Genomic DNA, 25,935 nt, shown 5'->3' with positions numbered 1-25,935 from the left:
CCGACTGGCCTCGGGGCCGCCCCGGCCCGGGTGGTGAGGGAGTGTCAGAGCGCGCCCCGGCGGGTCAGGTGGTTGAAGCAGAGCCAGCCGGGCAGCACCGGCAGCCAGAGCGTCAGCAGCCGGTACAGCAGCACGGCGGGCGCCGCGACCTCCTTCGGCAGTCCGACCGCGATCAGACCGAGCGTCAGCGCGCCCTCCACCGCGCCCATTCCGCCCGGGGTGGGCGCCGCGGACCCGAGCGCGTTGCCCGCGAGGAAGACCACCGCGATGCTGGCGTAGCTCAGATGCGGGACGTCCGGACCGCTGAACGCCCGCACCGAGGCGTCCAGGCACATCACGAACAGGCCGGTCAGCAGCAGCATCCCGCCGATGCCGGTCAGCAGCTTCTGCGGCCGCTGCACCACGTCGAGCATGCGCGGCACCACCCCGGCGAACAGCGACCGCACCCGGGTCACCACGAACTTCCGCAGGAACGGGACGGCCGTCACCACCAGCACCAGCACGGCGACCGTCAGCAGACCGGCGATGACCGTCCTGGACGGGGTGAGCGACGACGGGGTCTTCTCGGTGCCGGTCAGATAGCCGAAGGCGGCCAGCAGCAGGATGTGGCAGCCGAGGCCGAACAGCTGCGAGGCGCCGACGCTCGCCACGGCGAGCCCGGGGCGCACCCCGGCGCGCTGCAGGAACCGGGTGTTCAGCGCGACCCCGCCGACCGCGGCCGGGGCGACGATCTTCACGAACGACCCGGCGACCTGCGCCAGTACCGTCTTCCCGAACGGCACCCGCTCCGGTACGAAGCCCAGCAGGCTCATCGCCGCCGCGACGTAGGTGAGTGCCGAGAAGCCGACCGCCGCCGCCACCCACCCCCACTCCGCCTGCTCGGCCACCGCGCCGAAGTCCGGCTGGGTGATCTGGGAGATGAGGAAGTACGCGGCGATCGCCCCGGCGATGCAGCTGACCAGGGTGCGGGGCTTGATCCGCTCGAGCCGTACCGGTTCGACCGGTGCCTGCGGGCGGATCAGCAGCACCTGGCGCCGCATCTGGGTGAGCAGGTCCTCCTCGCGGGCCTCTTCGAGGGCGTCGTCCAGGGCGCGCTTCTCGGCCTGCTTGTGGTCGCGCAGCGCCCTGCGGTCGGCCTTGCGGTCCGCCCGGCGGTCCGCGCCGGTCACCGCACTGTCCGGGGCGGCGGGCTGGGCGGCGTGCTCCTGCGCCCGCGCCCGCTTCGCCGCGTCCGAGGCCGCCAGCACCGCCTCGCGCTCCCGCTGCGAACGCTCCCGGGCGAGCCGGCGCAGCGCCGCCCGCGTGGAGCGGCTCAGCGCGATCGGCTGGAGCAGCGGCAGGCAGTCCGCGACGGCGTCCGGTCCGAGGACCTCCAGCGCCCCGGCGACGGCCCGCTCCGCACCGACCCGCAGACCGGTCGTGGTGAGCAGCTGGGCCACGTCCATCCGCAGCAGCAGATCACCGGCCGCGATCTCGCCGCCGCGCAGATCGGTGACGAACACCGTGCCGGAACGATCCACCAGGATGGCGTCGCCCGTGAGCCTGCGGTGCGCGATCCGGCGCGACTGGAGCGCCTTCACCTGCCGCCAGGCCCCGTGCAGCAGCTCGTCGGTGATCTCCGCGTCCTCCAGGGCGTCCAGCGAGCGGCCGCCGATGTGCTCGTACACCAGCATCACGGCGTCCGGCCCGAGCTCGGAGGTGGCGATCAGCTTGGGCGCGTTGGCCCCGGCGGCGATCGCCGCGTAGGCGAGGAGCGCCTCCTGCTCCAGGGCCTGGCGCAGCGACTGGATGGAGCGGCGCTCGGTGATGCCGCGCAGGGTGAGCCGTCGCCACACCCGGTAGAAGAAGCCCTGGGCCTGCTGTTCGCGGTCGACGACCGTCACGTCCAGCGGTGGCCCGTCCTCCAGGGGGACCAGGTAGCGGCGCCCCCGGTCGTTCTGGTCGCCCGAGTCGAGCGCCTCGTCGGCGCGCATCGCGCTGACCGGGCGGAAGCCGACATGACGCAGACCGGCCATCAGGTGCTGGCCGGTCGGCCGGACGTTCGGCGAGCCGACCGCGTAGAGCGTGCCGTACGCCACGGTCCAGCCGATCAGCACCGTGAGGATGATCGAGAACGGGGTGGTGTAGCCGCCGACCAGCATCGCGAAGGCGTCGAGCAGCAGCACCACCCACAGCACGACCCGCCAGCGCGGCCGTCTCGCCATCCCGACCGCCGTCATGTACGCGATCACCGGGGCGAGATAGCCGTGCACCGGGTCGCTGAGCGCGTCCCCCGGCTGCGGCTGGGTCAGGGCGTCCTGGATGGTGCCGGGTGCGGACCGGGCGACCCAGAGATCGGCGGCGAGCGTGACGCCGTGGGCCAGCACGGCGGCGAGCACCCCGTCGGCGATCCGCAGCCCGTCGCGTTTGATCAGCCGCTCGATGGCGAAGACGACCGGGACGAGCAGGACGGCGATGCTGGAGACCAGGCCCGCCATCTTGATCAGGAGGTCGGGCGCCTGGCCGGTGCCCTTGGTGATGTCCTGTTCGAGGCCGGTGGTGGTGCCGTGGGCGAAGGCGGCGACGGCGAACAGCACCGCGATGGCCAGCACCCCGATGAGCAGCCGCATGAGGTCGGAGGGGCGGTGCACCCGGGCGGGGAGCAGCGGCTCGTCCCCGGAGACGCGCTCGGCCTGCTCCTCGGCGACGGTCGACAGCGTCGATCCGGCCGCGCCGGGGGTGTCCGGGCCCGCGCTGTCCGGAATGTCCGGTCGCGGCTCGGCATCAGGGGCGTTGGCCGCCTTCGGTGGCTGCACGCCCTGCTCCTTCGTCGCCTCTGATTGGTCTTCGTGTTCTCGTATCACCGGTCACCGCCCGCACGATGGTGGCACGGTCCGGCGGCGGAGGGCGGCGCCAGGGTGCGCCGCACCGATGCGCGAAGCGCAACATACGCCCCTTCGCGGCCGCCCGCACACCTGATGACCGGGTACGCGCGGACCGGGCCGCGATGTCGGTGGCGTACGGCAGGATGGGGCGGATGAGCCAACAGCGAGCGGGCGGCGAGGGGCCGGTCCACGAACTGCCGGAGTACGCGGAGCGGGTGCTCGACGCCGTCGAGCTGGTCCCGCCCGGCCGGGTCATGACCTACGGGGACGTCGCCGAGTGGCTCGGCGAGGGCGGCCCGCGCCAGGTCGGCCGGGTCATGACGCTGTACGGGGCCGCAGTGCCCTGGTGGCGCGTGGTGCGCGCGGACGGGTCGCTGCTGCCCGGCCACGAGCTGCGGGCGCTGGACCACTACCGCGCGGAGGGCACCCCGCTGCGCGAGGCCCCGCGCGGGGCGGAGGGCCACCTTCCGCGTCTCGACATGCGACGGGCACGGTGGGACGGCACCACCGGGGACGGCGGCGCGGACCGGGACGAGGGCCGAGGTGCTCACACCTGACAGCTTCCGCCATCCGGCGGCGCGGCGGGCGGCACCGGGGCCGTACGGGGTGCCGGGCGTCGCGGAATGTGCGGAATGTGGCGAGGGACGCATCGCGGGCGGCCCGGATCGTGCCGTCACTGGCGTAGCTTCGTAGGTTCGCGGTACGTACCGCGCGTACCCCGGACTCGGCACCCCGGACCCCTTCGACACTCTGGGCCCCGGGGCCCCGCGGCCCATTCGGAACCCTCGACACCTTCGGAACCTTCGACACCTTTGGCACCCTCGGCATCAGCGCACCCATCAGGACCGGCGATCCACGTGAGTTCCTCCTCCACCACCCGGCACAGTCCGCACCGCCCGGCACGGCAGCGGTCCGCGGTCGCGTACCGGCTGGTGCGTACCCCGCCGGGCTCCGTGGACCCTCCTGTTCTGGACGCGGCACAGCGCGCGGTGGTTGACCACCCCGGCGGTCCGCTGCTGGTGCTCGCCGGACCGGGCACGGGCAAGACGACCACCCTGGTCGAGGCGGTCGCCGCGCGCATCGCCCGGGGCGCCGACCCGGCGCGCGTCCTGGTGCTCACCTTCAGCCGCAAGGCCGCCGTCGAACTGCGCGACCGGATGGCCGCCCGCCTCGGTGCCGCCCGCGGCCCGCAGGCGACGACGTTCCACTCCTTCTGCTACGCCCTGGTCCGCTCCCACCAGGACGCCGACCTCTTCGCCGAACCGATGCGGCTGCTCTCCGGACCGGAGCAGGACGTCACCGTGCGCGAGCTCCTCGCCGGCCAGCTGGAGCTGGAGCGGGACGGCTTCCCGCACATCCGCTGGCCCGACGAGCTGCGGGCCTGCCTGACCACCCGCGGCTTCGCCGACGAGGTGCGCGCGGTGCTGGCCCGCAGCCGTGAGCTGGGCCTCGGGCCGGACGCGCTGGCCGCCTTCGCCCGCCGCACCGGCCGGCCGGACTGGGGCGCCGCCGCCGGGTTCCTCGCCGAGTACCTGGACGTGCTGGACGCGCAGGGGGTGCTGGACTACGCGGAGCTGGTGCACCGGGCCGTGCTGCTCGCGGAGCGGCCCGAGGTGTCGGCGATGCTCGCCGGGGCGTACGACGCGGTCTTCGTCGACGAGTACCAGGACACCGACCCGGCACAGGTGCGGCTGCTGCACGCGCTGGCCGGGAACCGGGGGAGCGCCCCGGGTGCCGGGGGCGGCCGGGACCTGATCGCCTTCGGCGACCCGGACCAGTCGATCTACGCCTTCCGGGGCGCCGACGTGAACGGCATCCTGGACTTCCCCGAGACCTTCCGGCGGGCGGACGGCGCCCCCGCCCCGGTCGGCGTGCTCACCACCTCGCGGCGCTCGGCCGGGCAACTGCTGGCCGCCACCCGGCTGCTCACCCGCCGGATGCCGCTGACCCGGCTGCCCGCGGAGAAGGTCCGCGCCCACCGCGAGCTGGCCGCGGTCCGCGAGGGCGGCGCCGTGGAGGCGTACACCTACCCGACCGCCTCCACCGAGCTGGACAACATCGCCGACCTGCTGCGCCGGGCCCATCTGGAGGACGGCGTCCCGTGGCGCGAGATGGCCGTACTGGTCCGGGCCGGCGGCCGCACGATCCCCTCGCTGCGCCGGGCCCTGACCTCGGCGGGCGTCCCGCTGGAGGTCGACGGCGACGACCTCCCGCTCCGCCACGAACCCGCGGTGGCCCCGCTGCTCACCGCCCTGCGCGCGGTCGCCACGGCGGCGGTGCGCCGGAGTGCGCCGGGCGCGGAGGAAGGGCGCGGGGGAGAGGCAGGGGAGGGGCCGGACCCTGGGCCCGATGCCGATGCCGATGCCGATGCCGATGCGGATGCGGATGCGGATGCCGGTGCGGATGCCGGGCCGGAGCCCGGGGCCGAGCCCGGTGCCGAAACCCTGTCCGAGCCCGACCCGGGAGCCGGGCCCGACTCGGGAACCGAGCCCGACCCGGGAACCGCCCCCGCCACCCCGGCCGAAGCCCCCTGGCTGGACACCGAGACCGCGCTGACCCTGCTCGGCTCCCCGCTCGGCGCCATGGACGCGGCCGACCTGCGCCGCCTCGGCCGGGCCCTGCGCGACGAGGAACGCGCCGCGGGCGTCCGCGTCCCCGCGCCCTCCGGGGACCTGCTGGCCCGCGCGCTCGCCGAGCCCGAACGGCTCGTCACGCACGATCCGGCGTACGCCCGCGGCGCCCAGCGCCTCGGCGCGCTCCTGCGCAAGGCGCGCGAGCTCCTCGAAGGCGGCGGCACCGCGGAGGAGGCCCTGTGGGCCCTGTGGTCCGGCACCCCGTGGCCGGGCCGGCTGGAGCGCTCCGCCCTGCGCGGCGGCGCCGCCGGCCGCAACGCCGACCGCGACCTCGACGCCGTCTGCGCCCTCTTCGACACCGCGGCCCGCGCCGAGGAGCGCACCGGCGGACGCGGCGCGCTCAACTTCCTGGAGGAGGTCGACGCCCAGGACATCGCCGCCGACACCCTCTCCCGGCGCCTGGTTCGCCCCGACGCCGTACGGCTGATGACCGCGCACCGCTCCAAGGGCCTGGAGTGGCGGCTCGTCGTCGTCGCGGGCGTACAGGAAGGGCTCTGGCCGGACCTGCGCCGCCGCGGCTCGCTGCTGGAGGCGGACCGGATCGGCCGCGACGGCCTGGCCGAACCGCTCACCCCCGGCGCCCTCCTCGCCGAGGAGCGCCGGCTCTTCTACGTCGCGGCCACCCGCGCCCGGGAACGGCTCGTCGTCACCGCCGTGAAGGCCCCCGCCGACGACGGCGACCAGCCGTCCCGCTTCCTCACCGAGCTGGGTGCCGAGCCCCGCGACGTCACCGGCCGCCCGCGCCGCCCGCTCGCCGTCGCCGCGCTCGTCGCCGAGCTCCGCGCCACCACCGTCGACCCCGCCGCCTCCGACGCCCTGCGCGAGGAGGCCGCCCGCCGCCTCGCCCGGCTCGCCGCGCTCACCGACGACGACGGGCTGCCGCTCGTCCCCGCCGCCCACCCCCACCGCTGGTGGGGCCTGTACGAACCGACCCGCTCCGCCGTCCCGCTCCGCGACCGGGACCGGCCCGTGGCCCTCTCCGGCAGCGCCCTCGACCAGCTCGCCCACACCTGCGCGCTCCAGTGGTTCCTCGGCCGCGAGGTCAAGGCGGACGCCCCGGCGACGGCCGCCCAGGGCTTCGGCAACGTCGTCCACGTACTGGCCGACGAGGTGGCCTCCGGGCGCACCCCCGCCGACCTCGCCGTCCTGATGGAGCGGCTGGACTCGGTCTGGGACGGGCTGGTCTTCGACGCCCCCTGGAAGTCCGGGCAGGAGAAGGAGCAGGCCCGGGCCGCCCTCGAACGCTTCCTGCGCTGGCACGTCATGGACCGCGCCGGGCGCACCGCCGTCGCCAGCGAGCACGACTTCGACGTGACCCTGGAGGCGGGCGAGTACGAGGTGCGCATCCGCGGCTCCATGGACCGGGTCGAGCAGGACGCCGACGGCCGGGCCTACGTCGTCGACTTCAAGACCGGCAAACAGGCCCCGACCAGGGACGAGGTCGCCCACCACCCCCAGCTCGCCGTCTACCAGCTGGCCGTCCGGGAGGGCGCGGTCGACGAGGTGTTCGACGGCCGCCGCCCCGAGCCGGGCGGCGCCGAACTCGTCCAGCTGCGCCAGCCCGCCCCCAAGAAGGAGGGCGGCGAGACCCTGCCCAAGGTGCAGGCGCAGGAACCCCTCGCCGGGGAGTGGGTGCCCGAACTGCTGGCCACCGCCGCGGGCCGGGTCCTGGACGAGCGCTTCACCCCCACGACCGGCCAGCACTGCACGCACTGCGCCTTCCGGGCCTCGTGCAGCGCCCAGCCGGAGGGCCGCCACGTCGTGGAGTGAGCGGGGGGAGGGGCGGCGGTCCTCGGCGCCGCCGGTTGTCGGTGGGGCCGGTTAGCCTTTCTGGGGTGTCCCCGCGTATCACCGATCCCGAGCAGCTCAAGGAGCTCCTGGGGATTCCGTTCACCCCGGAGCAGACGGCCTGCATCACCGCGCCGCCCGCCCCGCAGGTGATCGTGGCCGGAGCCGGTTCGGGGAAGACCACGGTCATGGCGGCCCGTGTGGTGTGGCTGGTGGGCACCGGCCAGGTCGCCCCCGAGCAGGTCCTCGGGCTCACCTTCACCAACAAGGCGGCCGCCGAGCTCGCCGAGCGCGTCCGCAAGGCCCTGATCGCCGCCGGGGTCACCGATCCGGACGCCATCGATCCGGACCACCCCCCGGGCGAGCCCAGCATCTCCACGTACCACGCCTTCGCCGGCCGGCTCCTCACCGAGCACGGGCTGCGCATCGGGCTCGAACCGACCACCCGCCTCCTTGCCGACGCCACCCGCTACCAGCTCGCCGCCCGCGTGCTGCGCGAGGCCCCCGGCCCGTACCCGGCCCTGACCAGGTCGTTCCCCAGCCTCGTCAGCGATCTGCTGGCCCTGGACGCCGAGCTGGCCGAGCATCTCGTACGCCCCGAACAGCTCGCGGAGTACGACACCGGCCTGCTGGACACGCTCGCCTCGGCCCGGCTCAGCAACGCCGAGCTGCGTCGGATCCCCGAGACCGCCGAGGCCCGCCGCGAGCTGCTCCAGCTGACCCGGCGCTACCGCGACGCCAAACGGAGCCGCGACCTCCTCGACTTCGGCGACCAGATCGCGCTCTCCGCCGAGCTGGCCCTCACCCGCCCCGAGGTCGGCACGATCCTGCGCGACGAGTTCCGCGTCGTGCTCCTCGACGAGTACCAGGACACCTCCGTCGCCCAGCGGCTGCTGCTCTCCGCCCTCTTCGGGAGCGGCCCCGCGGGCGTGACCGGCCACGCCGTCACCGCCGTCGGCGACCCCTGCCAGGCGATCTACGGCTGGCGCGGCGCCTCCGTCGCCAACCTCGACGACTTCCCGCACCACTTCCCGCACGCCGACGGCACCCCCGCCACCCGCCACTCGCTCAGTGAGAACCGCCGCAGCGGCGGTTGCCTCCTGCACCTCGCCAACGGCCTCGCCGCACCGCTGCGCGCCATGCACGAGGGCGTCGAGGCGCTGCGCCCCGCCCCCGGCGCCGAGCGCGACGGCACCGTCCGCTGCGCCCTGCTGCCCACCCACGCCGAGGAGATCGACTGGCTCGCCGACTCCATCGCCCACCTCGTACGGACCGGCAGGGCACCCGGCGAGATCGCCGTCCTGTGCCGTACCGCGGGCGACTTCCCCCGGATCCAGGCCGCCCTGGTGGCGCGGGACGTCCCGGTCGAGGTCGTCGGGCTGTCCGGGCTGCTGCACCTGCCCGAGGTCGCCGATCTCGTCGCGGTCTGCGAGGTCCTCCAGGACCCCGGCGCCAACGCCTCCCTGGTCCGGCTGCTCACCGGCCCCCGCTGGCGGATCGGCCCGCGCGACCTGGCCCTGCTCGGCCGCCGCGCCCGGCTCCTCGTGCACCGCGCGGCCCACGCCGACGACGAGGACTTCGACCCGGACCGCCGCCTCGCCGAGGCCGTCGAGGGGGTCGACCCGGCCGAGGTGGTCTCGCTCGCCGACGCGCTGGACACCTTCCTCGAAGCGGGTGGCGAGGCGGACGACGGCCTTCCGTTCTCCGCCGGGGCCCGGATCCGCTTCGCCCGGCTCGCCGCCGAGCTGCGCGAGCTGCGCCGCTCCCTGGCCGACCCGCTGATGGACGTGCTGCACCGGGTGCTCGCCGCCACCGGCCTGGAGGTCGAGCTGTCCGCCTCCCCGCAGGCGCTGGCCGCCCGCCGCAGGGAGACCCTCGGCAACTTCCTGGACGTCGCGGCCCGGTTCTCCGCCGTCGAGGGCGACGCCACCCTCCTCGCCTTCCTCGGCTTCCTGCGCACCGCCGTCCAGTACGAGAAGGGCCTGGACAATGCCCTGCCCGGCGGCGAGAACACCGTCAAGGTGCTCACCGCCCACAAGTCCAAGGGCCTGGAGTGGGACGTCGTCGCCGTGCCCGGCCTGGTCGGCGGCCAGTTCCCCAGCGGCCAGTCCCGCGACGCCTGGACCGCCCAGGCCCAGGTCCTCCCGCACGCCCTGCGCGGCGACCGGGCGACGCTCCCCGACGTCCGCACATGGGACGCCAAGGGCCTCAAGGCATTCAAGGAGGAGATGAAGGAGCACCAGCACACCGAGGAGCTCCGGCTGGGGTACGTCACCTTCACCCGGCCCCGCAGCCTGCTGCTCGGCTCCGGCCACTGGTGGGGCCCGTCCCAGAAGAAGCCGCGCGGCCCGTCCCCCTTCCTGCACGCGCTGTACGAGCACTGCGCGGCCGGGTACGGCGAGATCGAGGTCTGGGCCGACGAACCGGCCGAGGACGCGGAGAACCCGGCCCTCGGCGAGGAGACTGCCGACCAGGCGTGGCCGCTGCCGCTGGACGACCTCGCGCTGACCCGGCGCAGGGCCGCGGCGGACGCGGTGACGGCCCATCTGGATGCCCTGGCCGGGGCGGGCGCGGGAGGGCCGGCCGGGCCGTTCCCGGGCGGCGACCGGCAGCCGGTCCCGCGCGGCGGGTCCGCGTTCGAGGACGACGAGGCCCCCTTCCCCGACGCCCCGCCCCCCTTCCCGGACGAGGAGGCGCCCTTCCCCGACGTGGAGCCCCCCGGGTTCCCCGACGAGGAGCGGTACGCCGACGACTGGGACGCCCTGCCCACGCAGCCCCCGCCCCCGTCCGCCCCGCACGTCCCGGCGGCCCGCACACCCGAGCCCGAGCCCGCCCCCGGCCCCGCCGGGGAGCACCGCCTCACCCCCGAGGAGGCACGCACCCTCGCCTCCTGGGACCGCGACCTCGACGCCCTCGCCGGGGAGCTGCGCCGCGCCCGCGCCACCGTGCGCGACGTGGTCGTACCGGCCTCGCTCTCCGCCACCCAGCTGCTGCGCCTCGCCGACGACCCCGACGGCTTCGCCCAGGAGCTGGCCCGCCCCATGCCGAGACCGCCGCAGCCGGCCGCCCGCCGGGGCACCCGGTTCCACGCCTGGGTGGAGTCCCGCTTCGAGGAGCTGCCCCTGCCCATGCTCGGCCCCGACGAGCTGCCCGGCGGGGACGGGAACGACGCCGAGATCGCCGACGAACGCGACCTCGCCGCGCTCAAGGAGGCGTTCGAGCGCACCCCGTACGCCCGCCGCACCCCGTACCGCGTCGAGACGCCGTTCCAGATCACCCTGGCCGGACGGGTGGTCCGGGGCCGCATCGACGCCGTCTACCGCACCGGGGACACGTACGAGATCGTCGACTGGAAGACCACCCGCGCCCACACCGCCGACCCCCTCCAGCTCGCGGTCTACCGCCTGGCCTGGGCCGAGCTGCACGGGCTGCCGCTGACCGACGTCACCGCCACGTTCCTCTACGTGCGCACCGGGGAGACCGCCCGCCCCACCCGCCTCCCGGGCCGGGCCGAGCTGGAGCGCATCCTGCTGGACGAGCCGCCCCCGCGCGGCTGACCGCCGCCCCGCGCGGCCGGTTCAGGGCCGGTCGATCAGGAGCTGCCCGCGCGCGGTCGCGAAGAGCCGCCGCTGCGCGGCGAGGCCGCCGGTGGTCGCTGTGGTGTCGAGGAGCAGCTGGTAGACCCGGCCCGCGGTGCCCGGGACGAACACCTCGACGCGCTTGCGGGCCCGGCTCTGGCCCGCCCAGTGGTAGTCGATCTCCAGCCAGAGGGCCGCGCGGCCGTTCTGCCGGGTGGTGTGGCGGACGGCCGTGAGCCCGGCCATCGACGACTTCGCGGTGTCGCGGTACCAGGCGAGCTGCCCTTCGGCGGCCGCCTCGGCGGTCGCCCCGTACGACGTGTCCCGTTTCACGCTCATCTCATGGGTACCGTCCGGGGAGGCCCAGTTGCTCTGGATGCCGTTCCGCCTCGTCCGGGTCCAGCCGTCCGGTACGGCGAAGGCGACCGTGAGACCGGCCTCCCGGACCCGGTGCCACCCCTCGGGCACGGCCGGGGGCGCTGACGACTGCGGCTCCGGTGAGCCCTGTGATTCAGGCGACTCCTGTGACTCCGGCGACTCCTGCGATGGCGCGGGCGACTGCGACGCCGCCGGGGCGTCCGCGTGGTCGGCGACGCCCCGGTTGACCGGCGAGCCGCCGACGAGCGGAATCCCGAACACCGCCAGCAGCAGACCGGCCACCGCCGTGACCGCCGAGACCCAGGCCGCCGCCTCACCGGTGCGCCGGCGCGGCGGCGTTCCCCCACCTGAACTGCTCAACCCGCTCTCCCCCTTCGCGGCCGGGCACCGGGCACCGTCCCCCGGAACCGTTCGGCGGAGTCATTCAACTGGAGGAGGGGCCCCGCCGACAGCCGTACGGCCCCCCGAGCGGGCCGCGGGCCCCGACACCCTGCGCGGAACGGACCCCGTCGGGGGAGGCACTAGGCTCGTGGCCATGAGCGACACCCCGGACAGCGCCGTCCGTACGTACACCGAGCAGCACCGCGCCGCCTTCCTCGACGACCTCGCCGACTGGCTGCGCATCCCGTCCGTGTCCGCCCAGCCGGTCCACGACGGGGACGTACGGCGCAGCGCCGAGTGGCTGTCCGCCAAGCTCAAGGAGACCGGCTTCCCGGTCGCGGAGATCTGGGAGACGCCCGGCGCCCCCGCGGTCTTCGCCGAGTGGCCCTCCGACGACCCGGACGCCCCGACCGTCCTGGTCTACGGCCACCACGACGTGCAGCCCGCCGCCCGCGAGGACGGCTGGGACACCGACCCGTTCGAGCCGGTGGTCCGCGACGGCCGGATGTACGGGCGGGGCGCCGCCGACGACAAGGGGCAGGTGTTCTTCCACACGCTCGGCGTCCGGGCCCACCTCGCCGCCACCGGCCGCACCACCCCCGCCGTCCACCTCAAGCTCCTGATCGAGGGCGAGGAGGAGTCCGGCTCGCCGCATTTCCGCGCCCTGGTCGAGGAGCGGGTCGCCCGCCTCGCCGCCGACGCCGTGATCGTCTCCGACACCGGCATGTGGAACGAGACGACCCCCACGGTCTGCACCGGCATGCGCGGCCTCGCCGAGTGCGAGATCGTCCTGGACGGCCCCGAGCAGGACATCCACTCCGGCTCGTTCGGCGGCGCGGTCCCCAACCCGGCGACCGCCGTCGCCCGGCTCGTCGCCGCGCTGCACGACGCGGACGGCCGGGTCGCGATCCCCGGTTTCTACGACGGAGTGACCGGACTCACCGACACCGAGCGGGCGCTCTTCGCCGAGCTGCCCTTCGACGAGGCGGCCTGGCTGCACACCGCCAAGTCCCGCGCCGCGTCCGGCGAGGCCGGCTACTCCACCCTGGAGCGCGTCTGGGCCCGCCCCACCGCCGAGGTCAACGGCATCGGCGGCGGCTACCAGGGAGACGGCAGCAAGACGATCATCCCGTCCTCCGCCCTGGTCAAGATCAGCTTCCGGCTCGTCGCGGGCCAGGACCCCGACCACGTCCAGCGGGCCGTCCGGACCTGGGCCGAGGCGCGGATCCCCGCCGGCATCCGGCACCGGATCACCTTCGCCCCGGCCACCCGCCCCTGCCTGACCCCGCTCGACCACCCCGCACTCCAGGCGGTGGCCCGCGCCATGGGACGGGCCTTCGGCCAGAAGGTCCTCTTCACCCGCGAGGGAGGCTCGGGGCCCGCCGCCGACCTCCAGGACGTGCTCGGCGCCCCCGTCCTCTTCCTGGGCATCTCCGTACCGTCGGACGGCTGGCACGCCCCCAACGAGAAGGTCGAGCTGGACCTCCTCCTCAAGGGCGTGGAGACGGCCGCGTACCTGTGGGGCGAGCTGGCCGCCGCACTCCGCTGAGTCCTGAACACCCGATTCCACCCCGGGGGAGTAGGAAGCACCTGTGAGCACCTTCGACAACGCCGCCGCGGTCCGGCCCATCGGCCTGACCGCGCCCAGCGGCATCGACCGCGCCGCCCACCACCGCCTCGACGAGGCCTGGCTGTCCGCCGCGTGGAGCCACCCGACCACCCGTGTGTTCGTCGTCTCCGGCGGCCAGGTGCTGATCGACGACTCGGCCGACGGCTCCACCGAGATCGTCATGACCCCGGCCTTCGAGGCCCCGCTCACCGAGACCCACCGCTACTTCCTCGGCACCGACGAGGACGGCGTCAGCTACTTCGCGCTCCAGAAGGACTCCCTGCCCGGCCGTATGGACCAGCCGGCCCGCCCGGCCGGACTGCGCGAGGCGGGCCTGCTCCTCGGCCCGCGCGACGCGAGCCTGATGGTGCACGCGGTCGCCCTGGAGAACTGGCAGCGCCTGCACCGCTTCTGCTCCCGCTGCGGCGAGCGGACGGTCATCGCGGCGGCCGGTCACATCCGCCGCTGCCCGGCCTGCGGCGCCGAGCACTACCCGCGCACCGACCCCGCGGTGATCATGCTCGTGACGGACGAACAGGACCGCGCCCTGCTCGGCCGCCAGGTGCACTGGCCCGAGGGCCGCTTCTCGACGCTCGCGGGCTTCGTCGAGCCCGGCGAATCGATCGAGCAGTCGGTGGCCCGCGAGGTCTTCGAGGAGGCGGGCGTCACGGTCGGCGAGGTCGAGTACGTCGCCAGCCAGCCCTGGCCCTTCCCGTCCAGCCTGATGCTCGGCTTCATGGCCCGCGCCACCAGCTCCGAGATCAACGTGGACGGCGAGGAGATCGAGGAGGCCCGCTGGTTCTCCCGCGAGGACCTGACCGCCGCCTTCGAGTCCGGCGAGGTCATGCCCCCGTACGGCATCTCCATCGCTGCACGGCTGATCGAGCTCTGGTACGGCAAGCCGCTCCCGAAGCCCGGCAGCCTCGGCTGACCCGCCCGCGGGACACGCCGACGCCCCCTCCGGCCGAGCACGGCACCGGAAGGGGCGTGGGGCGCGCCGGCACGCGGATCAGGCGGCGAGCGCCTGCTTCACCTGCGCCAGCGACGGGTTCGTCATGACGGCCTCGGCGCCGGTCGAGCCGACGACCAGGACGGTGGGAACGGTCTGGTTGCCGCCGTTGGCCTTCTCGACGAAGGCGGCGGACTCCGGGTCCTGCTCGATGTTGATCTCGTTGTAGGCGATGCCCTCACGGTCCATCTGGCTCTTCAGCCGACGGCAGTAGCCGCACCACGTGGTGCTGTACATCGTCACAGTGCCCGACATGTCTTCGCGCTCCTCTGTTGTCGCATGGTCGTCTCGTCCATCTCGCCCGTCCCGTCCGTCACACGGAGAAGTCCGTCACGGAGAAGCCGGACCGTGCGTCACCGCACGGAAGGGCAACGTACACAGGGCGACCACCATTCCCCGCCGGGACCGGTACGACGAATACGGCCCGCCTGTGGACGACCCACCGCACCCGTCCCCGCCGACCTGGCAGCATGGGCGGAGTGACAGCAGCAACGCATTCCTCCCTCTTCCCCCAGGTCCCCGAGTCGGCCGACGCCGTGCTCGAAGGCCTGGACCCCGAGCAGCGCGAGGTCGCCACGGCCCTGCACGGCCCGGTGTGCGTGCTGGCCGGAGCCGGTACGGGCAAGACGCGTGCGATCACCCACCGCATCGCCTACGGGGTGCGCGCCGGGATCCTCCAGCCGAGCAGCGTGCTGGCCGTCACCTTCACCAACCGGGCCGCCGGCGAGATGCGCGGCCGGCTCCGCCAGCTCGGCGCGGGCGGTGTCCAGGCGCGTACGTTCCACTCCGCCGCCCTGCGCCAGCTCCAGTACTTCTGGCCGAAGGCGGTCGGGGGCGAGCTGCCCCGGCTGCTGGAGCGCAAGGTCCAGCTGGTCGCCGAGGCGGCGGCCCGCTGCCGCATCCGCCTCGACCGCAACGAGCTGCGGGACGTCACCAGCGAGATCGAATGGTCCAAGGTCACGCAGACCGTCCCCGCCGACTACCCGGCCGTGGTCGCCAAGACCCAGCGCGACGCCCCCCGCGACCCGGCGGAGATCGCCCAGATCTACGCCACGTACGAGGAGCTGAAGCGCGACCGCTCGGTGATCGACTTCGAGGACGTGCTGCTTCTCACGGTCGCCATCCTCCAGGACCGCCACGACATCGCCGACCACGTCCGCCGCCAGTACCAGCACTTCGTCGTCGACGAGTACCAGGACGTGAGCCCGCTCCAGCAGCGGCTGCTCGACCTTTGGCTCGGCGACCGCGACAGCCTCTGCGTCGTCGGCGACGCCAGCCAGACGATCTACTCCTTCACCGGCGCCACCCCCGAGCACCTGCTGAACTTCCGCACCCGCCACCCCAGGGCCACGGTGGTCAAGCTGGTCCGCGACTACCGCTCCACCCCCCAGGTCGTCCACCTGGCCAACGGGCTGCTCGGCCAGGCCCGGGGCCGGGCCGCCGAGCACCGGCTCGAACTGGTCTCGCAGCGCGACCCCGGCCCCGAGCCCGCCTACACGGAGTACGCGGACGAGCCATCGGAGGCCGAGGGCACCGCCCGCCGCATCCGCGACCTGATCGCCGCAGGCGTCCCGGCCGGCGACATCGCCGTGCTCTACCGGGTCAACTCGCAGTCCGAGGTCTACGAGCAGGCCCTGTCCGACGCCGGTGTGCCCTACCAGCTCCGGGGCGCGGAGCGCTTCTTCGAACGCGCCGAGGTACGGGAGGCGGGCGTCGCCCTGCGCGGCGCCGCCCGCGCCGGGGGCAACGACTCCCTGCTCGACGACGCCGAGGGACTGCCCGCGGAGGTGCGCGCGGTGCTCTCCACCAAAGGATGGACCTCGGAGCCCCCCGCGGGCTCCGGCGCGGTGCGCGACCGCTGGGAGTCCCTGGCCGCCCTGGTCCGCCTCGCCGAGGACTTCGAACGGGCCAGGCCCGGCGCGACCCTCTCCGACCTGGTGGCGGAGCTCGACGAACGGGCCGCCGCCCAGCACGCCCCCACGATCCAGGGCGTCACCCTCGCCTCCCTCCACTCCGCGAAGGGCCTGGAGTGGGACGCGGTGTTCCTGGTCGGGCTGACCGAGGGCATGATGCCGATCGCGTACGCCAGGACCGACGAGCAGGTCGAGGAGGAACGTCGGCTCCTCTACGTCGGCGTCACCCGGGCCCGGCTCCATCTGACGCTGTCGTGGTCGCTCGCCCGCTCTCCCGGCGGCCGTGCCGGGCGGCGCCCGAGCCGCTTCCTCAGCGGCCTGCGCCCGGGCTCCGGCCCACTCGGAACCCGCAGTGCGCGCGGCACGGGCGGCGGCGGGATCGAACGGGGCGCGGGACCGGCCGCCGCCAGACGGGGCCGCCGGGGCCCCGCCCGGTGCCGGGTCTGCGGCAGGACCCTCACCGACGCCGGAGAGATGAAGCTGATGCGCTGCGAGGACTGCCCCTCCGACATGGACGAGGCCCTGTACGAGCGGCTGCGCGACTGGCGCGCGGCCAGGGCCCGGGAGATCGGCCAGCCCGCGTACTGCGTGTTCACGGACAAGACACTGATGGCGATCGCCGAGGCCGTACCGGGCAGTGCGGGCGACCTGGCGGTGATCGCCGGGGTCGGCGCGCGGAAGCTGGGCCGGTTCGGAACCGCCGTTCTGGCCATTTGCGCAGGTGGGACGGTGGAGGAAGCGCTCGGCGAGGGCGCAGGCGAGGAGTGAGGAAAACTCGTCGGAAAAATAGTTTGCGCCCGCACCAGTCATCACCATAGGTTCTTAACCACGGAAACAACGGCTTCTCGGAAGCCTTGGGTCCGTGCTGTACTTATCCGAATACGTAGGACCGGCCCGCCGGTCCGCCCGAGACGCCGAGAGGAGGCGATTGAAGTGATCAGCATCATCAGCACCAACAAAATGACCGATCTTTCGGTCGTCTCCGCCTGCTCGCTCGGCCTCGCCTGCTCTTCCGAGTCCTCGCTCCGTGGCACCGGTCTGTCCGGCATTCCCGCCGTCCGTCCGCTGTCCCCGGCGAGCCTCCCGGTGCAGGAGCGCAATGAGCGACCGGCTCTGGCACCGGCAGCAGCAGTAGCGAAGGGACAGGCCCACGCCTATGCCTTTGCCGCCGTCGGTGCGGGAGCTGAAGCCGGCGCCAAGCAGCAGATGAAGCAGCACCACACGATGTGGGCCTTCCGTGGGCCTGAACCCTGGAGTCATCCAGCCTGATGCACCATCAGGCCGGCGCCTTCAGGGCCGCGGAACCCCACTCGGGATCCGCGGCCCTTTTGTTTTGTCCCAACGGACGAGACGACGCGAAGGGGCCTCGGGACAAGCACCACCCGGTACCAGCCGCCACTCGGCCAACAGGCCGGAACGACCAGACGAGGACACCACCCACCGTGCAACTCGAAACGCACGCCCCGTCCGTACCGACTTCCGACACGCTCCCGCCGCCCGGCCTCACGGAGGACTCCACCTTGACCCCCCTCGCCCCCCTCGCCCCCCTCACCGCGCTCACCGCGCTCGACGACGCCATCGAGAACCTCGGCGTCCCCGTCCCGTGCCGCTCCTACGACCCGGAGGTCTTCTTCGCGGAGTCGCCCGCCGACGTCGAGTACGCCAAGTCCCTCTGCCGTACCTGCCCGCTCGTCGAGGCCTGCCTCGCGGGCGCCAAGGAGCGCCGCGAGCCGTGGGGTGTCTGGGGTGGCGAGCTCTTCATCCAGGGTGTCGTCGTCGCCCGGAAGCGGCCGCGTGGCCGTCCGCGCAAGAACCCGGTCGCGGCGTGATCGCCGGACTGGGGGCCACGGCCCCCCAACGCATCGGCACCATCGACCGTCCCCACACCCACGATCCCCGAAATCAGGCAGAAATGTCCGTCCCCACCCACGAGCCCGTCGGCTCCGCAACACCGAACGTCACGATCATCGGCGCGAACGACTCGCGTCAGAACAGAACCCGCGCCATGCAACTCATCCCAGAAGCCCTGGCCCGTGCCCATATGCACGAGCGCCTGCAGGAGGCCGACTCGCAGCGACAGGCCGTGCGCCTGGTCAACGCGCGCCGGATGCAGCGCCGGGCCGAGCGCGCCTCGATGCGTGCCCGCCGGGCACTGGCCATGGCGGTCATGCACTAGGGCGTGTTTCGAAAGTCCCGTCTGCCCGGGGGTGTCCGGCACTTCCCCGAGCTCTCGGCTCCGCTCGAGCAGGGGAGCCCCCATTGCTCGCCGCGTTGTCGGGATCACTCCGATACATCCAGTATCGGGGCGACCCTCCGCCTTGCGATCGCACGCACCGGACACCCCCGGGCCTGCCCTCCGGGCCTGCCCTCCGGGCAGACGACGCCACTTTCGAAACACGCCCTAGCCAGGCACCGGCCGCGCCCTGCGCCGGCCACCTCACTGCCGGGCAGCCGCTCTCTGCCCGGCAGGGGTTCGAGCCCCGCAGCGGTACGCGAACCCGACAAGCAGTACCCCTTCCGCGGGGCCGGTCCGGACGGACCGGCCCCGCGGTCGTGCTGTCCGGGGGCGCCGGACGACGCCGCGCGACATGCCGGGAACGGCGTTATCGTCACGAGATGGACGAGGAGAAGCCGCACCGGACCGAGGAGCCCGCGCCGGGCGACGACGCTCCCGTCGTCTGCGCCTTGTGCGGCACCTCGGCCGAGGGCGAGGACGTACCGCCGACCTGGCTCTGTTCCGTGGAGAACGGCAGGCGCCAGTACTTCTGCGATACCTGCGCCCGCACCCACATCAGGGCGATCGAGGGCCGCCTCGACTCCGCCTGGTGGTGACGGCCCACTGCGGCGGGCCTGTCCCTGCCCTCGTGCCCGTCGGCCGGCCGGCCCGCTATGCCCCTGACGGTGCGTCGCCCGCCAACTCCTGCACCACGAGCCCCTTCCCGCTCGGCTCCGGCTCGTCCATCCCCGCTCCGCTCGCCTCCGGGCCACCCTCGGCCGACCCGCTCACGGCGGGGCCGTCCGCGGCCACCCGGTCCGTATCCGGTTCATCCTGCGGCAGGAAGCCCGGCAGCCAGGCGTCGAGCTCCTCGCGCAGCCGCACCGTCGCGTTCAACTGGCACAGCACCCCGATCGTGCTCAGCGTCACCCGGTGTATCAGCAGATACGCGGGCGGCAGATTCAACTGCTTGCCCAATTGGTGGGCGGGGGAGCGGGGATCGGCGATCCGTGCCGCCTGGTTGCGCATCCAGCTCCGGGTGAACGTGAACTCCTCCACCTGCGCCGGTTCGATGATCGGCAGGAGGTAGTCCAGCACCGCGTCGGGGTCGAGATCGATCGTCTCCTTGACGAAGCCCTCCCCCCGCAGCAGTTCGTACACCGCTTCCGCCTCGCCCGACAGGGTCAGCCGCAGGGATTCCCCGATGATCTCCGGCAGGCCGCCCGGAAGCCGGTCCACCGTTCCGAAGTCCAGTACCCCGAGCCGCCACTCCCCGGTCCGGTCGGACCCGCCGCCGTCCCCCGACCCCGAGATCCCTTCCCCTGCTCCTTCGTCCTCCGGCGGCAGCAGCCGGAAGTTGCCCGGGTGCGGGTCCGCGTGCAGCAGACCGGTGCGCGCCGGCCCCGAGAAGAGGAAGCGCGCCAACAGCTGTCCGGCCCGGTCCCGCTGCTCCGGCGTACCCCCGGCGATCACCTCGGCGAGCGGGACACCTTCCATCCACTCCGTCACCAGCACCTGGTCCGAACGGTGCACCACTCCGGGGATCACCACATCGGGATCGTCCGCGAACTCCTCGGCGTGATCCCCCTGCGAGCCGGCCTCCTGCTCGTAGTCCAGCTCTTCCGAGACCCGGTCGCGCAACTCCGTGATCAGGGGCTTGATGTCCATCCCGGGGATCAACGGGCCGAGCAGACGGGCGAATCTGCTGAGCTGGGTCAGATCCGAGAGCAGCGCCTCCCCGGCACCCGGATACTGCACCTTCACCGCGACGGCCCGCCCGTCGTGCCACACCGCCCGGTGCACCTGGCCGATCGAGGCGGCGGCCGACGGCCTGTCGTCGAACGTGAGGAACAGCTCCCGCCAGTCCTCCCCGAGCCGCTCCGCCAGCACCGCGTGCACGGTGTCACTGGGCATCGGGGGCGCGGCTTCCTGCAGCTTGGTGAGGGCCGCCCGGTACGGTCCGGCGACCTCCTCCGGCAGGGCCGACTCGAACACCGACAGTGCCTGGCCGAGTTTCATCGCCCCTCCCTTCAACTCACCCAGAACGCGGAACAGCTGGTCCGCGGTGCGCTGCTGCACCTCCCGGGCGACCAGCTCCGCCGATCTCCCGCCGATCCGCTTGCCCAGACCCCACGTCGCCCGGCCCGCGAAGCCCAGAGGCAGGGCGGCCAGCTTGGCGGTACGGGTGACCGCTTTCCGGGGAAGATCAGACATGAGCCCCTCCAAATCCCAGACCGCCGTACCGCGCGCGGCGGCTACCCGGCCATTGTGTCCTGCCGTACCTCGCTATCGGAGGAGCGATCCTCCTCAATGTGCCCGGCCGCCCCGCAGGAACAGTCGAGGCGCGGTGACCACCGCTCGGGACGCCATTCCAGCAGCGGCAGTGCCGCCTCCCAACAGGTTCCCGTGCTCGCGGGCAGATCGCCGTCCAGGAAGGACAGCGCGTGCGCGGCCGCCAGCCCGGCCACCGCCGTCGCCAGGCCCAGGTCGCAGGCCTGTACCGCTGTCCGCCGGCCGGACCGCCACTGCGACAGCATCCTGGTCCAGTCGGGATCCCGGGCCGCGCGCTCCAACGCCCTGCATTGCGCGCAGGCCGTGCCGCCCGGCAGCACCAGCGGCCCGACGATCCCCGTCGACTCCAGCACCCCGGCATAGAGATGCGGCGTACCCGAAGCGATCCAGGGCTCGGCCGACCTGGGGTCGGGGACGTACACCGAGAAGCCGTCGCGCGGGGCCACCACGATCAGGGACAGCCCCGGCTCGCCGCCGCCGGGCGGCCCCGCCGTCTCCGCGGCCCGGGGCGCCGTACCCGGCGCGGACCTGCGGACCAACTGCCGGGCAGCGGTGTCCCTGCGCTCCCCGACAGCTGTCGCCGGAAGTCCGCCGGGCGAGACGTCGGACGGCTCGGTGTGCCCGCCGTCGAGCACCTCCACCCGGCCCACCCCGGACCCGGACAGCACCGCCGCGATCGCGGCCCCCACCCGGCCCGCTCCCCGCACCTGGACCCGCATCGCCCGCCGGGCCGCCAACCGCCTCATCCCGCCGCCCGGTTCGGGATGCACGACGGAGAGCGAGGCGAGGTCGGGGCGGTGCCGCTCCAGCGCACCGGGCCGGTTGCGCAGCACATCGGCCTCCGGACCGGCGGCCCGTACGTCGTCGATCAGCCCGGCGTCCAGCAACCGTCCCACCAGTGTGTCCACATGGGCCTCGGTCAGCCCGAGCGTGCGGGCCTCCTCGTACAGCAGCGGCAGCCCACGCGTACCGTCGAGCATCTCCAGGAAACTGCCCGTGGTGATGTCCAGCGGACCGAACTTCACCGCATGGGCGTGCGTCACCCCGAACTGCACGGTTCCCGCGCTGCGCCAGGCGCGGCGCAGTGCGGGCTTCAACATCGGATACATCGGATACATGGCTGCCCCCGGTCTGCTCTGTGTCCCTCGGTGCTGCTCCCCGCGTGGTCCCGCGCATGGGCCGGGACCCGGATCCTCGCCGGACCCGTTGCCAGAATGCATGCAGGGGCCGAAACGTGCGGAAAGTTATCCACAGGCATGGGGTATTAGTCATTCAAATGGTGGGAGAAGGGAACGGATCGAGCCCGAACCATCCGGAGCCGGGATTTCTCCCACCGGCACCGGGTAACGTCGTGGCGTGCCCGCCGACCCGTCACCCGGAATCGCCGGGGAGACTCCCGCGCGCCGTGCCGGAACCCAGCAGCAAGGTGCGGAGGGCCGTCCGCCCCGCGCCCCGGTGGCGAGCGCCGTCGAGGTCCGCAGGAGCAACCGCCGCCGTAGAACGGTCTCCGCCTACCGGGAGGGCGACCGCACCATCGTGCTCATCCCGGCCCGGATGTCGGAGGCCGAGGAGCGGCGCTGGGTAGGCGTGATGCTCGACAAGCTCGCGGCGCAGGAGAGCAAGAAAGTCTTCGGCGACAGCGAGCTGGCCGAGCGCGCCGAGCGGCTGTCCGCCCAGTACTTCCAGGGCCGGGCCAGACCGGCCTCGGTGCGCTGGGTCACCAACCAGAACAGCCGATGGGGCTCCTGCACCCCGGCGGAGGGCAGCATCCGCCTCTCGCACCGGCTGCAGGGCATGCCCGAGTACGTCGTCGACTACGTGCTCCTCCACGAGCTGGCGCACCTGCTCGTCCCCGGGCACGGCCCGGATTTCTGGCGGCTGCTGGAGGGGTATCCCCGTACCGAACGGGCGCGCGGATATCTGGAGGGCGTGGTCGCCGCCGACCGGTTGCCGCGCCTTCCCTCCGCACGAGGTGAGTGACCAGCGCCGATTCTGTACCGGGTCTGCACCGGCTTGGGTCGATGTCGGAGTTTGCGGTTAGCCTGGCGCGACGCATTCACCTTCGGGATGGGGGACGGTCGTTACGTATGGCCAGGGAATTCCAACGCGGCCACAAGGCCAGGATCAGCGACCTCACAGCGGGGACGGACCTGTACGTAGGCGTGCAGATCGCCGGCCAGGGACTGACCTTCGACATCAGCTGCTTCGGTCTCGACGCCAACGAGCAGCTCTCCGACGACCGCTATTTCGTCTTCTTCAACCAGCCCAAATCGCCGGAGGAGTCCATCCAGCTCCTCGGCCCGCAGGCCGGTGACACCGAGTCGTTCCGCGTCACCCTGGACCGCGTCCCGGCACACATCCACAAGCTGTCCTTCACCGCGACGATCGACGGGGCCGGGCAGATGTCCCAGGTCGGCCCGGGTTACATCCGGGTCGTCGCGGGTGGCGAGGAGGTCGTCAGGTACGCCTTCACCGGCTCGGAATTCAGCACCGAGCGCGCGGTGATGCTGGGCGACTTCTACCTGAAGGACGTCTGGCGCTTCGCCGCGGTCGGCCAGGGCTTCGACGGCGGTCTCGAAGCACTGCTGAAGAATTTCGGCGGCGAGGTCGCCGAGGAGGAGCCCGCCGCGCCCCAGCCGGAGGCGGCCGCACCCCCGGCGTTCGCCCCGCCCGCCCAGGCGTCCGCGCCGCCCCCGGCCCCGTCCTTCGGCGCGCCCGCAGCACCGGCACCGCCCCCCGCCCCGTCCTTCGGCGCCCCTGCCGCGCAGCCTCCCGCCGCGCCGCCGCCGGCCCCGGCCCCCGTGACACCACAGCAGATGCATGCCGCGCCGACGATGGTGGCACCACTGGCACCGCACGGCGGCCCGGTGCCGCCCCCGCCCCCGCCCGCCGCGCCCTACGGGCAGCCGCCGCAGCCGCAGTTCGGGCAGGTTCCCGGTCAGGCGCCGCCCGCGGCCCCGTACGGTCAGCAGCCCCCCGGGCCCTATGGCCAGCCGCCCGCGGTCCCGTTCGGTCAGCAGCCTCCCGGGATGCAGCCTCCCGGTGTTCCGCACGGCGTTCCCCAGGGGGTGCCGCAGGCCGGTGCCGGTCTCCAGGCAGCTCTTCAGCTCTACAAGGAGACGGACAACGGCCAGCGCTGGACCTCGCAGAACCAGCAGCTCATGCGGGTCGACCTCGACAAGGGCGGCACGCCCGTGCTCGCCCGCCAGGGCAGCATGGTGATGTACCAGGGCAAGGTCGACTTCGGCTACAAGGGCGCCGGTTTCGCCGGCCGCATCGTCGGCAATGCCACCGGCCAGGAGATGCAGCTGATGCGCTGCACCGGCCGCGGCCAGGTCTTCCTCGCCGAGGAGGGCTCCCACCTGCACCCCATCGAGCTCCAGGGCGACGGGATCTGCGTCTCGGCGGAGAACGTCCTCGCCTTCGACGAGACCCTTCAGTACGAGGTCCGCAGGATCGACGGCCACGGCATCCCCGGCGGTGCCCTGTTCACCATGCAGTTCCAGGGCACCGGCACGGTCGTCGTCAAGACCCACGGCACCCCCGTCGTGCTGCCGGTCACGCCGACCACCTTCGCGGACTGCAACGCCGTCGTGGCCTGGTCCTCCGGGTCCCAGGTGATCATCTCCAGCCAGGTCCGGCTGCGCCGCAACGCGTACCCCGGGCACAGCGGGGAGACCGTGAACCTCCAGTTCCGGGGCGCCCCCGGCAACTTCATCGTCGTCCAGCCCTACGAGGTCTGAGGGAGCCCGTCATGAACCAGCAGCTCGCGGGCTACGCCCCGACCCCGGTCACCGCCCGGATGGAGAACCACGGCCACACGATGCTCAAGGTCGCCATGGCCACCGGCCAGGACCTTTACGCGCGTACCGGCTCGATGGTCGCCTACGAGGGCTTCGTCCAGTACGAGCCGAACCCGCCCGCCGTCCGGCAGATCGCCTCCCAGTGGCTCACCGGTGAGAGCACGCCGATCATGAAGTGCTCCGGCGACGGTCTGCTCTACCTCGCCGACTACGGCGCCGACGTGGTCGTCATCAACCTCAACAACGAGTCCCTCTCGGTCAACGGGACCAATGTCCTCGCCTTCGACGCCCATCTCACCTGGGGCGTCGAGCGGGTCAAGGGCCTTGCCAAGTTCGCCGGGCAGGGACTGTGGAACGTCTGCATCTCCGGCACCGGCTGGGTCGCGATCACCTCGCGCGGCACGCCCATCGTCGTCGACTGCGGACGCGGCGAGGACGAGACCTACGTCGACCCGGACGCGCTCGTGGCCTGGTCCCCGAACCTCAAGGTGAAGGGGAAGCGCAGCTTCAAGGCGTCCTCGCTCATCGGGCGGGGCAGCGGCGAGGCGTACCAGATGGCGTTCTCCGGCCAGGGCATCGTCGTCGTCCAGCCGAGCGAGGACAGTACCGACCGCCTGCGGATCCGGAACTGACGGGGGAGGGAAAACACACCATGCAGAGTCCGCTTTTCAGCCACACCGAGCAACAGTCCCAGGAGCGGTACACCGTCCAGAACCCGCAGCTCCTGCGGGTCTCGCTGAACGGCCACGACGACGTCCTCGCCCGCAAGGGCGCCATGGTCGCGTACCAGGGCCTGATGGAGTTCGACGGCGAATACCAGTCGCAGGGGCAGCGTCATGCCCGCGCGCACACCGGCGAGGGCCTCGAACTGATGCGGTGCTCCGGCCAGGGCACCGTCTTCTTCGCCAACCTGGCGCAGCACATCCATGTCGTGGACGTCGACCACGACGGCATCACCGTGGACAGTGCCTACGTCCTGGCTCTGGACTCCGCGCTGCACACCGAGGTCATCGCGGTGGACAGCCAGTACGGCATCTCGGGCACCGGGAAGTACCAGCTCAACATCTCCGGCACCGGCAAGGTCGCGCTGATGACCTCGGGCCAGCCGCTGATGATGCAGGTCACGCCGGACAAGTACGTCAATGCCGACGCCGACGCGATCGTCGCCTGGTCCAGCTCGCTGCGGGTGCAGATGCAGGCCCAGACCCATTCCTCGGGCGTCTGGCGCAGGCGCGGCAGCACCGGCGAGGGCTGGGAACTCAGCTTCCTCGGCCAGGGTTTCGCCCTGGTCCAGCCGAGCGAGGTGCTGCCTCCGCAGAGTCATGACATCGGCCAGGGCATCCGGGCCCAGTACGGCATGGGGCAGCAGGGCGCCCACGGCCAGAACCAGAACAACGCCTGGAACTGAGCCACCGGTCGCCGGCACGCGCACCACGGCCGAGGGGCAGTTCCCGCGCGGGGACCGCCCCTCG

General features: G+C 73.3%; 19 protein-coding genes. 14 read left to right on the top strand and 5 right to left on the bottom strand.

The genetic code is table 11. From position 1 onward, the window contains the following. Positions 1 to 44 precede the first annotated feature (44 nt). Complete coding sequence (locus tag ACIQGQ_RS00250; protein ID WP_402388716.1) at positions 45 to 2,795, bottom strand: YbhN family protein; 2,751 nt, start codon at positions 2,793 to 2,795, stop codon at positions 45 to 47. 221 nt (positions 2,796 to 3,016) lie between these two features. Between ACIQGQ_RS00250 and ACIQGQ_RS00245 the strand changes: the two genes are divergently transcribed. The 3 genes from ACIQGQ_RS00245 to ACIQGQ_RS00235 all read left to right on the top strand — a co-directional run bounded on the left by ACIQGQ_RS00245 (position 3,017) and on the right by ACIQGQ_RS00235 (position 10,842). Continuing rightward, positions 3,017 to 3,421: an MGMT family protein gene (locus ACIQGQ_RS00245; protein WP_402388713.1), complete on the top strand. Its 405-nt coding sequence runs from the start codon at positions 3,017 to 3,019 to the stop codon at positions 3,419 to 3,421. A gap of 300 nt (positions 3,422 to 3,721) precedes the next feature. Continuing rightward, positions 3,722 to 7,267, top strand: coding sequence for an ATP-dependent helicase (locus ACIQGQ_RS00240; protein WP_402388710.1), 3,546 nt, complete (start codon positions 3,722 to 3,724; stop codon positions 7,265 to 7,267). A gap of 65 nt (positions 7,268 to 7,332) precedes the next feature. Continuing rightward, positions 7,333 to 10,842, top strand: coding sequence for a UvrD-helicase domain-containing protein (locus ACIQGQ_RS00235; RefSeq protein WP_402388707.1), 3,510 nt, complete (start codon positions 7,333 to 7,335; stop codon positions 10,840 to 10,842). Positions 10,843 to 10,863: 21 nt separating this feature from the next. Here the strand turns inward: ACIQGQ_RS00235 and ACIQGQ_RS00230 are convergent, their stop codons facing one another. Further along, the gene (locus tag ACIQGQ_RS00230; RefSeq protein ID WP_402388704.1) at positions 10,864 to 11,601 is read right to left on the bottom strand and encodes a hypothetical protein; all 738 of its coding nucleotides are present in this window, start codon (positions 11,599 to 11,601) and stop codon (positions 10,864 to 10,866) included. Between the two features lie 175 nt (positions 11,602 to 11,776). Here ACIQGQ_RS00230 and ACIQGQ_RS00225 point away from each other — a divergent pair, with 175 nt between their 5' ends. Together ACIQGQ_RS00225 and nudC are read left to right on the top strand one after the other, a co-directional pair. After that, positions 11,777 to 13,171 (top strand): dipeptidase, encoded by a 1,395-nt coding sequence (locus ACIQGQ_RS00225; RefSeq protein ID WP_402388701.1) that lies wholly within the window; start codon positions 11,777 to 11,779, stop codon positions 13,169 to 13,171. A gap of 43 nt (positions 13,172 to 13,214) precedes the next feature. Beyond that, positions 13,215 to 14,162 carry an NAD(+) diphosphatase gene (nudC, locus tag ACIQGQ_RS00220; RefSeq protein ID WP_402388698.1) on the top strand — a complete coding sequence of 316 codons (948 nt, stop codon included), beginning with the start codon at positions 13,215 to 13,217 and terminating at the stop codon, positions 14,160 to 14,162. A gap of 78 nt (positions 14,163 to 14,240) precedes the next feature. Here the strand turns inward: nudC and ACIQGQ_RS00215 are convergent, their stop codons facing one another. After that, a complete protein-coding gene (locus tag ACIQGQ_RS00215) occupies positions 14,241 to 14,495 on the bottom strand; it encodes a mycoredoxin (protein WP_366292978.1) in 255 nt (84 codons plus the stop codon). A gap of 224 nt (positions 14,496 to 14,719) precedes the next feature. Between ACIQGQ_RS00215 and ACIQGQ_RS00210 the strand changes: the two genes are divergently transcribed. From ACIQGQ_RS00210 to ACIQGQ_RS00190, 5 genes are all read left to right on the top strand, one after another. Then, on the top strand, positions 14,720 to 16,921 hold the full coding sequence (locus ACIQGQ_RS00210; RefSeq protein WP_402388694.1) for an ATP-dependent DNA helicase UvrD2: 2,202 nt from the start codon (positions 14,720 to 14,722) through the stop codon (positions 16,919 to 16,921). Between the two features lie 165 nt (positions 16,922 to 17,086). Beyond that, positions 17,087 to 17,422 (top strand): hypothetical protein, encoded by a 336-nt coding sequence (locus ACIQGQ_RS00205; RefSeq protein WP_402388691.1) that lies wholly within the window; start codon positions 17,087 to 17,089, stop codon positions 17,420 to 17,422. Between the two features lie 173 nt (positions 17,423 to 17,595). Then, a complete protein-coding gene (locus tag ACIQGQ_RS00200) occupies positions 17,596 to 17,982 on the top strand; it encodes a WhiB family transcriptional regulator (protein ID WP_352278330.1) in 387 nt (128 codons plus the stop codon). Next, positions 17,979 to 18,329, top strand: a complete 351-nt coding sequence (locus ACIQGQ_RS00195) for a hypothetical protein (RefSeq protein ID WP_402388688.1) — start codon at positions 17,979 to 17,981, stop codon at positions 18,327 to 18,329. The genes ACIQGQ_RS00200 and ACIQGQ_RS00195 overlap by 4 nt, the downstream gene beginning before the upstream one ends. A gap of 440 nt (positions 18,330 to 18,769) precedes the next feature. Continuing rightward, on the top strand, positions 18,770 to 18,985 hold the full coding sequence (locus ACIQGQ_RS00190) for a hypothetical protein (protein ID WP_402388685.1): 216 nt from the start codon (positions 18,770 to 18,772) through the stop codon (positions 18,983 to 18,985). Between the two features lie 55 nt (positions 18,986 to 19,040). Here ACIQGQ_RS00190 and ACIQGQ_RS00185 read toward each other — a convergent pair whose 3' ends face one another. After that, positions 19,041 to 20,582: an ABC1 kinase family protein gene (locus ACIQGQ_RS00185; protein WP_402388683.1), complete on the bottom strand. Its 1,542-nt coding sequence runs from the start codon at positions 20,580 to 20,582 to the stop codon at positions 19,041 to 19,043. Positions 20,583 to 20,623: 41 nt separating this feature from the next. Beyond that, the gene (locus ACIQGQ_RS00180; RefSeq protein WP_402388680.1) at positions 20,624 to 21,769 is read right to left on the bottom strand and encodes a ThiF family adenylyltransferase; all 1,146 of its coding nucleotides are present in this window, start codon (positions 21,767 to 21,769) and stop codon (positions 20,624 to 20,626) included. Positions 21,770 to 22,016: 247 nt separating this feature from the next. Here ACIQGQ_RS00180 and ACIQGQ_RS00175 point away from each other — a divergent pair, with 247 nt between their 5' ends. From ACIQGQ_RS00175 to ACIQGQ_RS00160, 4 genes are all read left to right on the top strand, one after another. Further along, positions 22,017 to 22,640: a M48 family metallopeptidase gene (locus tag ACIQGQ_RS00175; RefSeq protein ID WP_402388678.1), complete on the top strand. Its 624-nt coding sequence runs from the start codon at positions 22,017 to 22,019 to the stop codon at positions 22,638 to 22,640. A 107-nt stretch (positions 22,641 to 22,747) separates the two neighbouring features. Then, complete coding sequence (locus ACIQGQ_RS00170) at positions 22,748 to 24,403, top strand: TerD family protein (protein WP_402388676.1); 1,656 nt, start codon at positions 22,748 to 22,750, stop codon at positions 24,401 to 24,403. A gap of 11 nt (positions 24,404 to 24,414) precedes the next feature. Beyond that, entirely contained in the window at positions 24,415 to 25,095 is a 681-nt protein-coding gene (locus ACIQGQ_RS00165) for an AIM24 family protein (RefSeq protein WP_402388674.1), read from the top strand. A gap of 20 nt (positions 25,096 to 25,115) precedes the next feature. Further along, positions 25,116 to 25,871 carry an AIM24 family protein gene (locus ACIQGQ_RS00160; RefSeq protein ID WP_402388671.1) on the top strand — a complete coding sequence of 252 codons (756 nt, stop codon included), beginning with the start codon at positions 25,116 to 25,118 and terminating at the stop codon, positions 25,869 to 25,871. Positions 25,872 to 25,935 lie beyond the last annotated feature (64 nt).

Origin of the sequence: Streptomyces sp. NPDC092952 (assembly GCF_044754785.1) — a bacterium.
Lineage (GTDB): Bacteria > Actinomycetota > Actinomycetes > Streptomycetales > Streptomycetaceae > Streptomyces.
The sequence above is the reverse complement of the archived record's forward strand: the minus strand, read 5'-3'. Positions and strand labels throughout refer to the sequence as shown.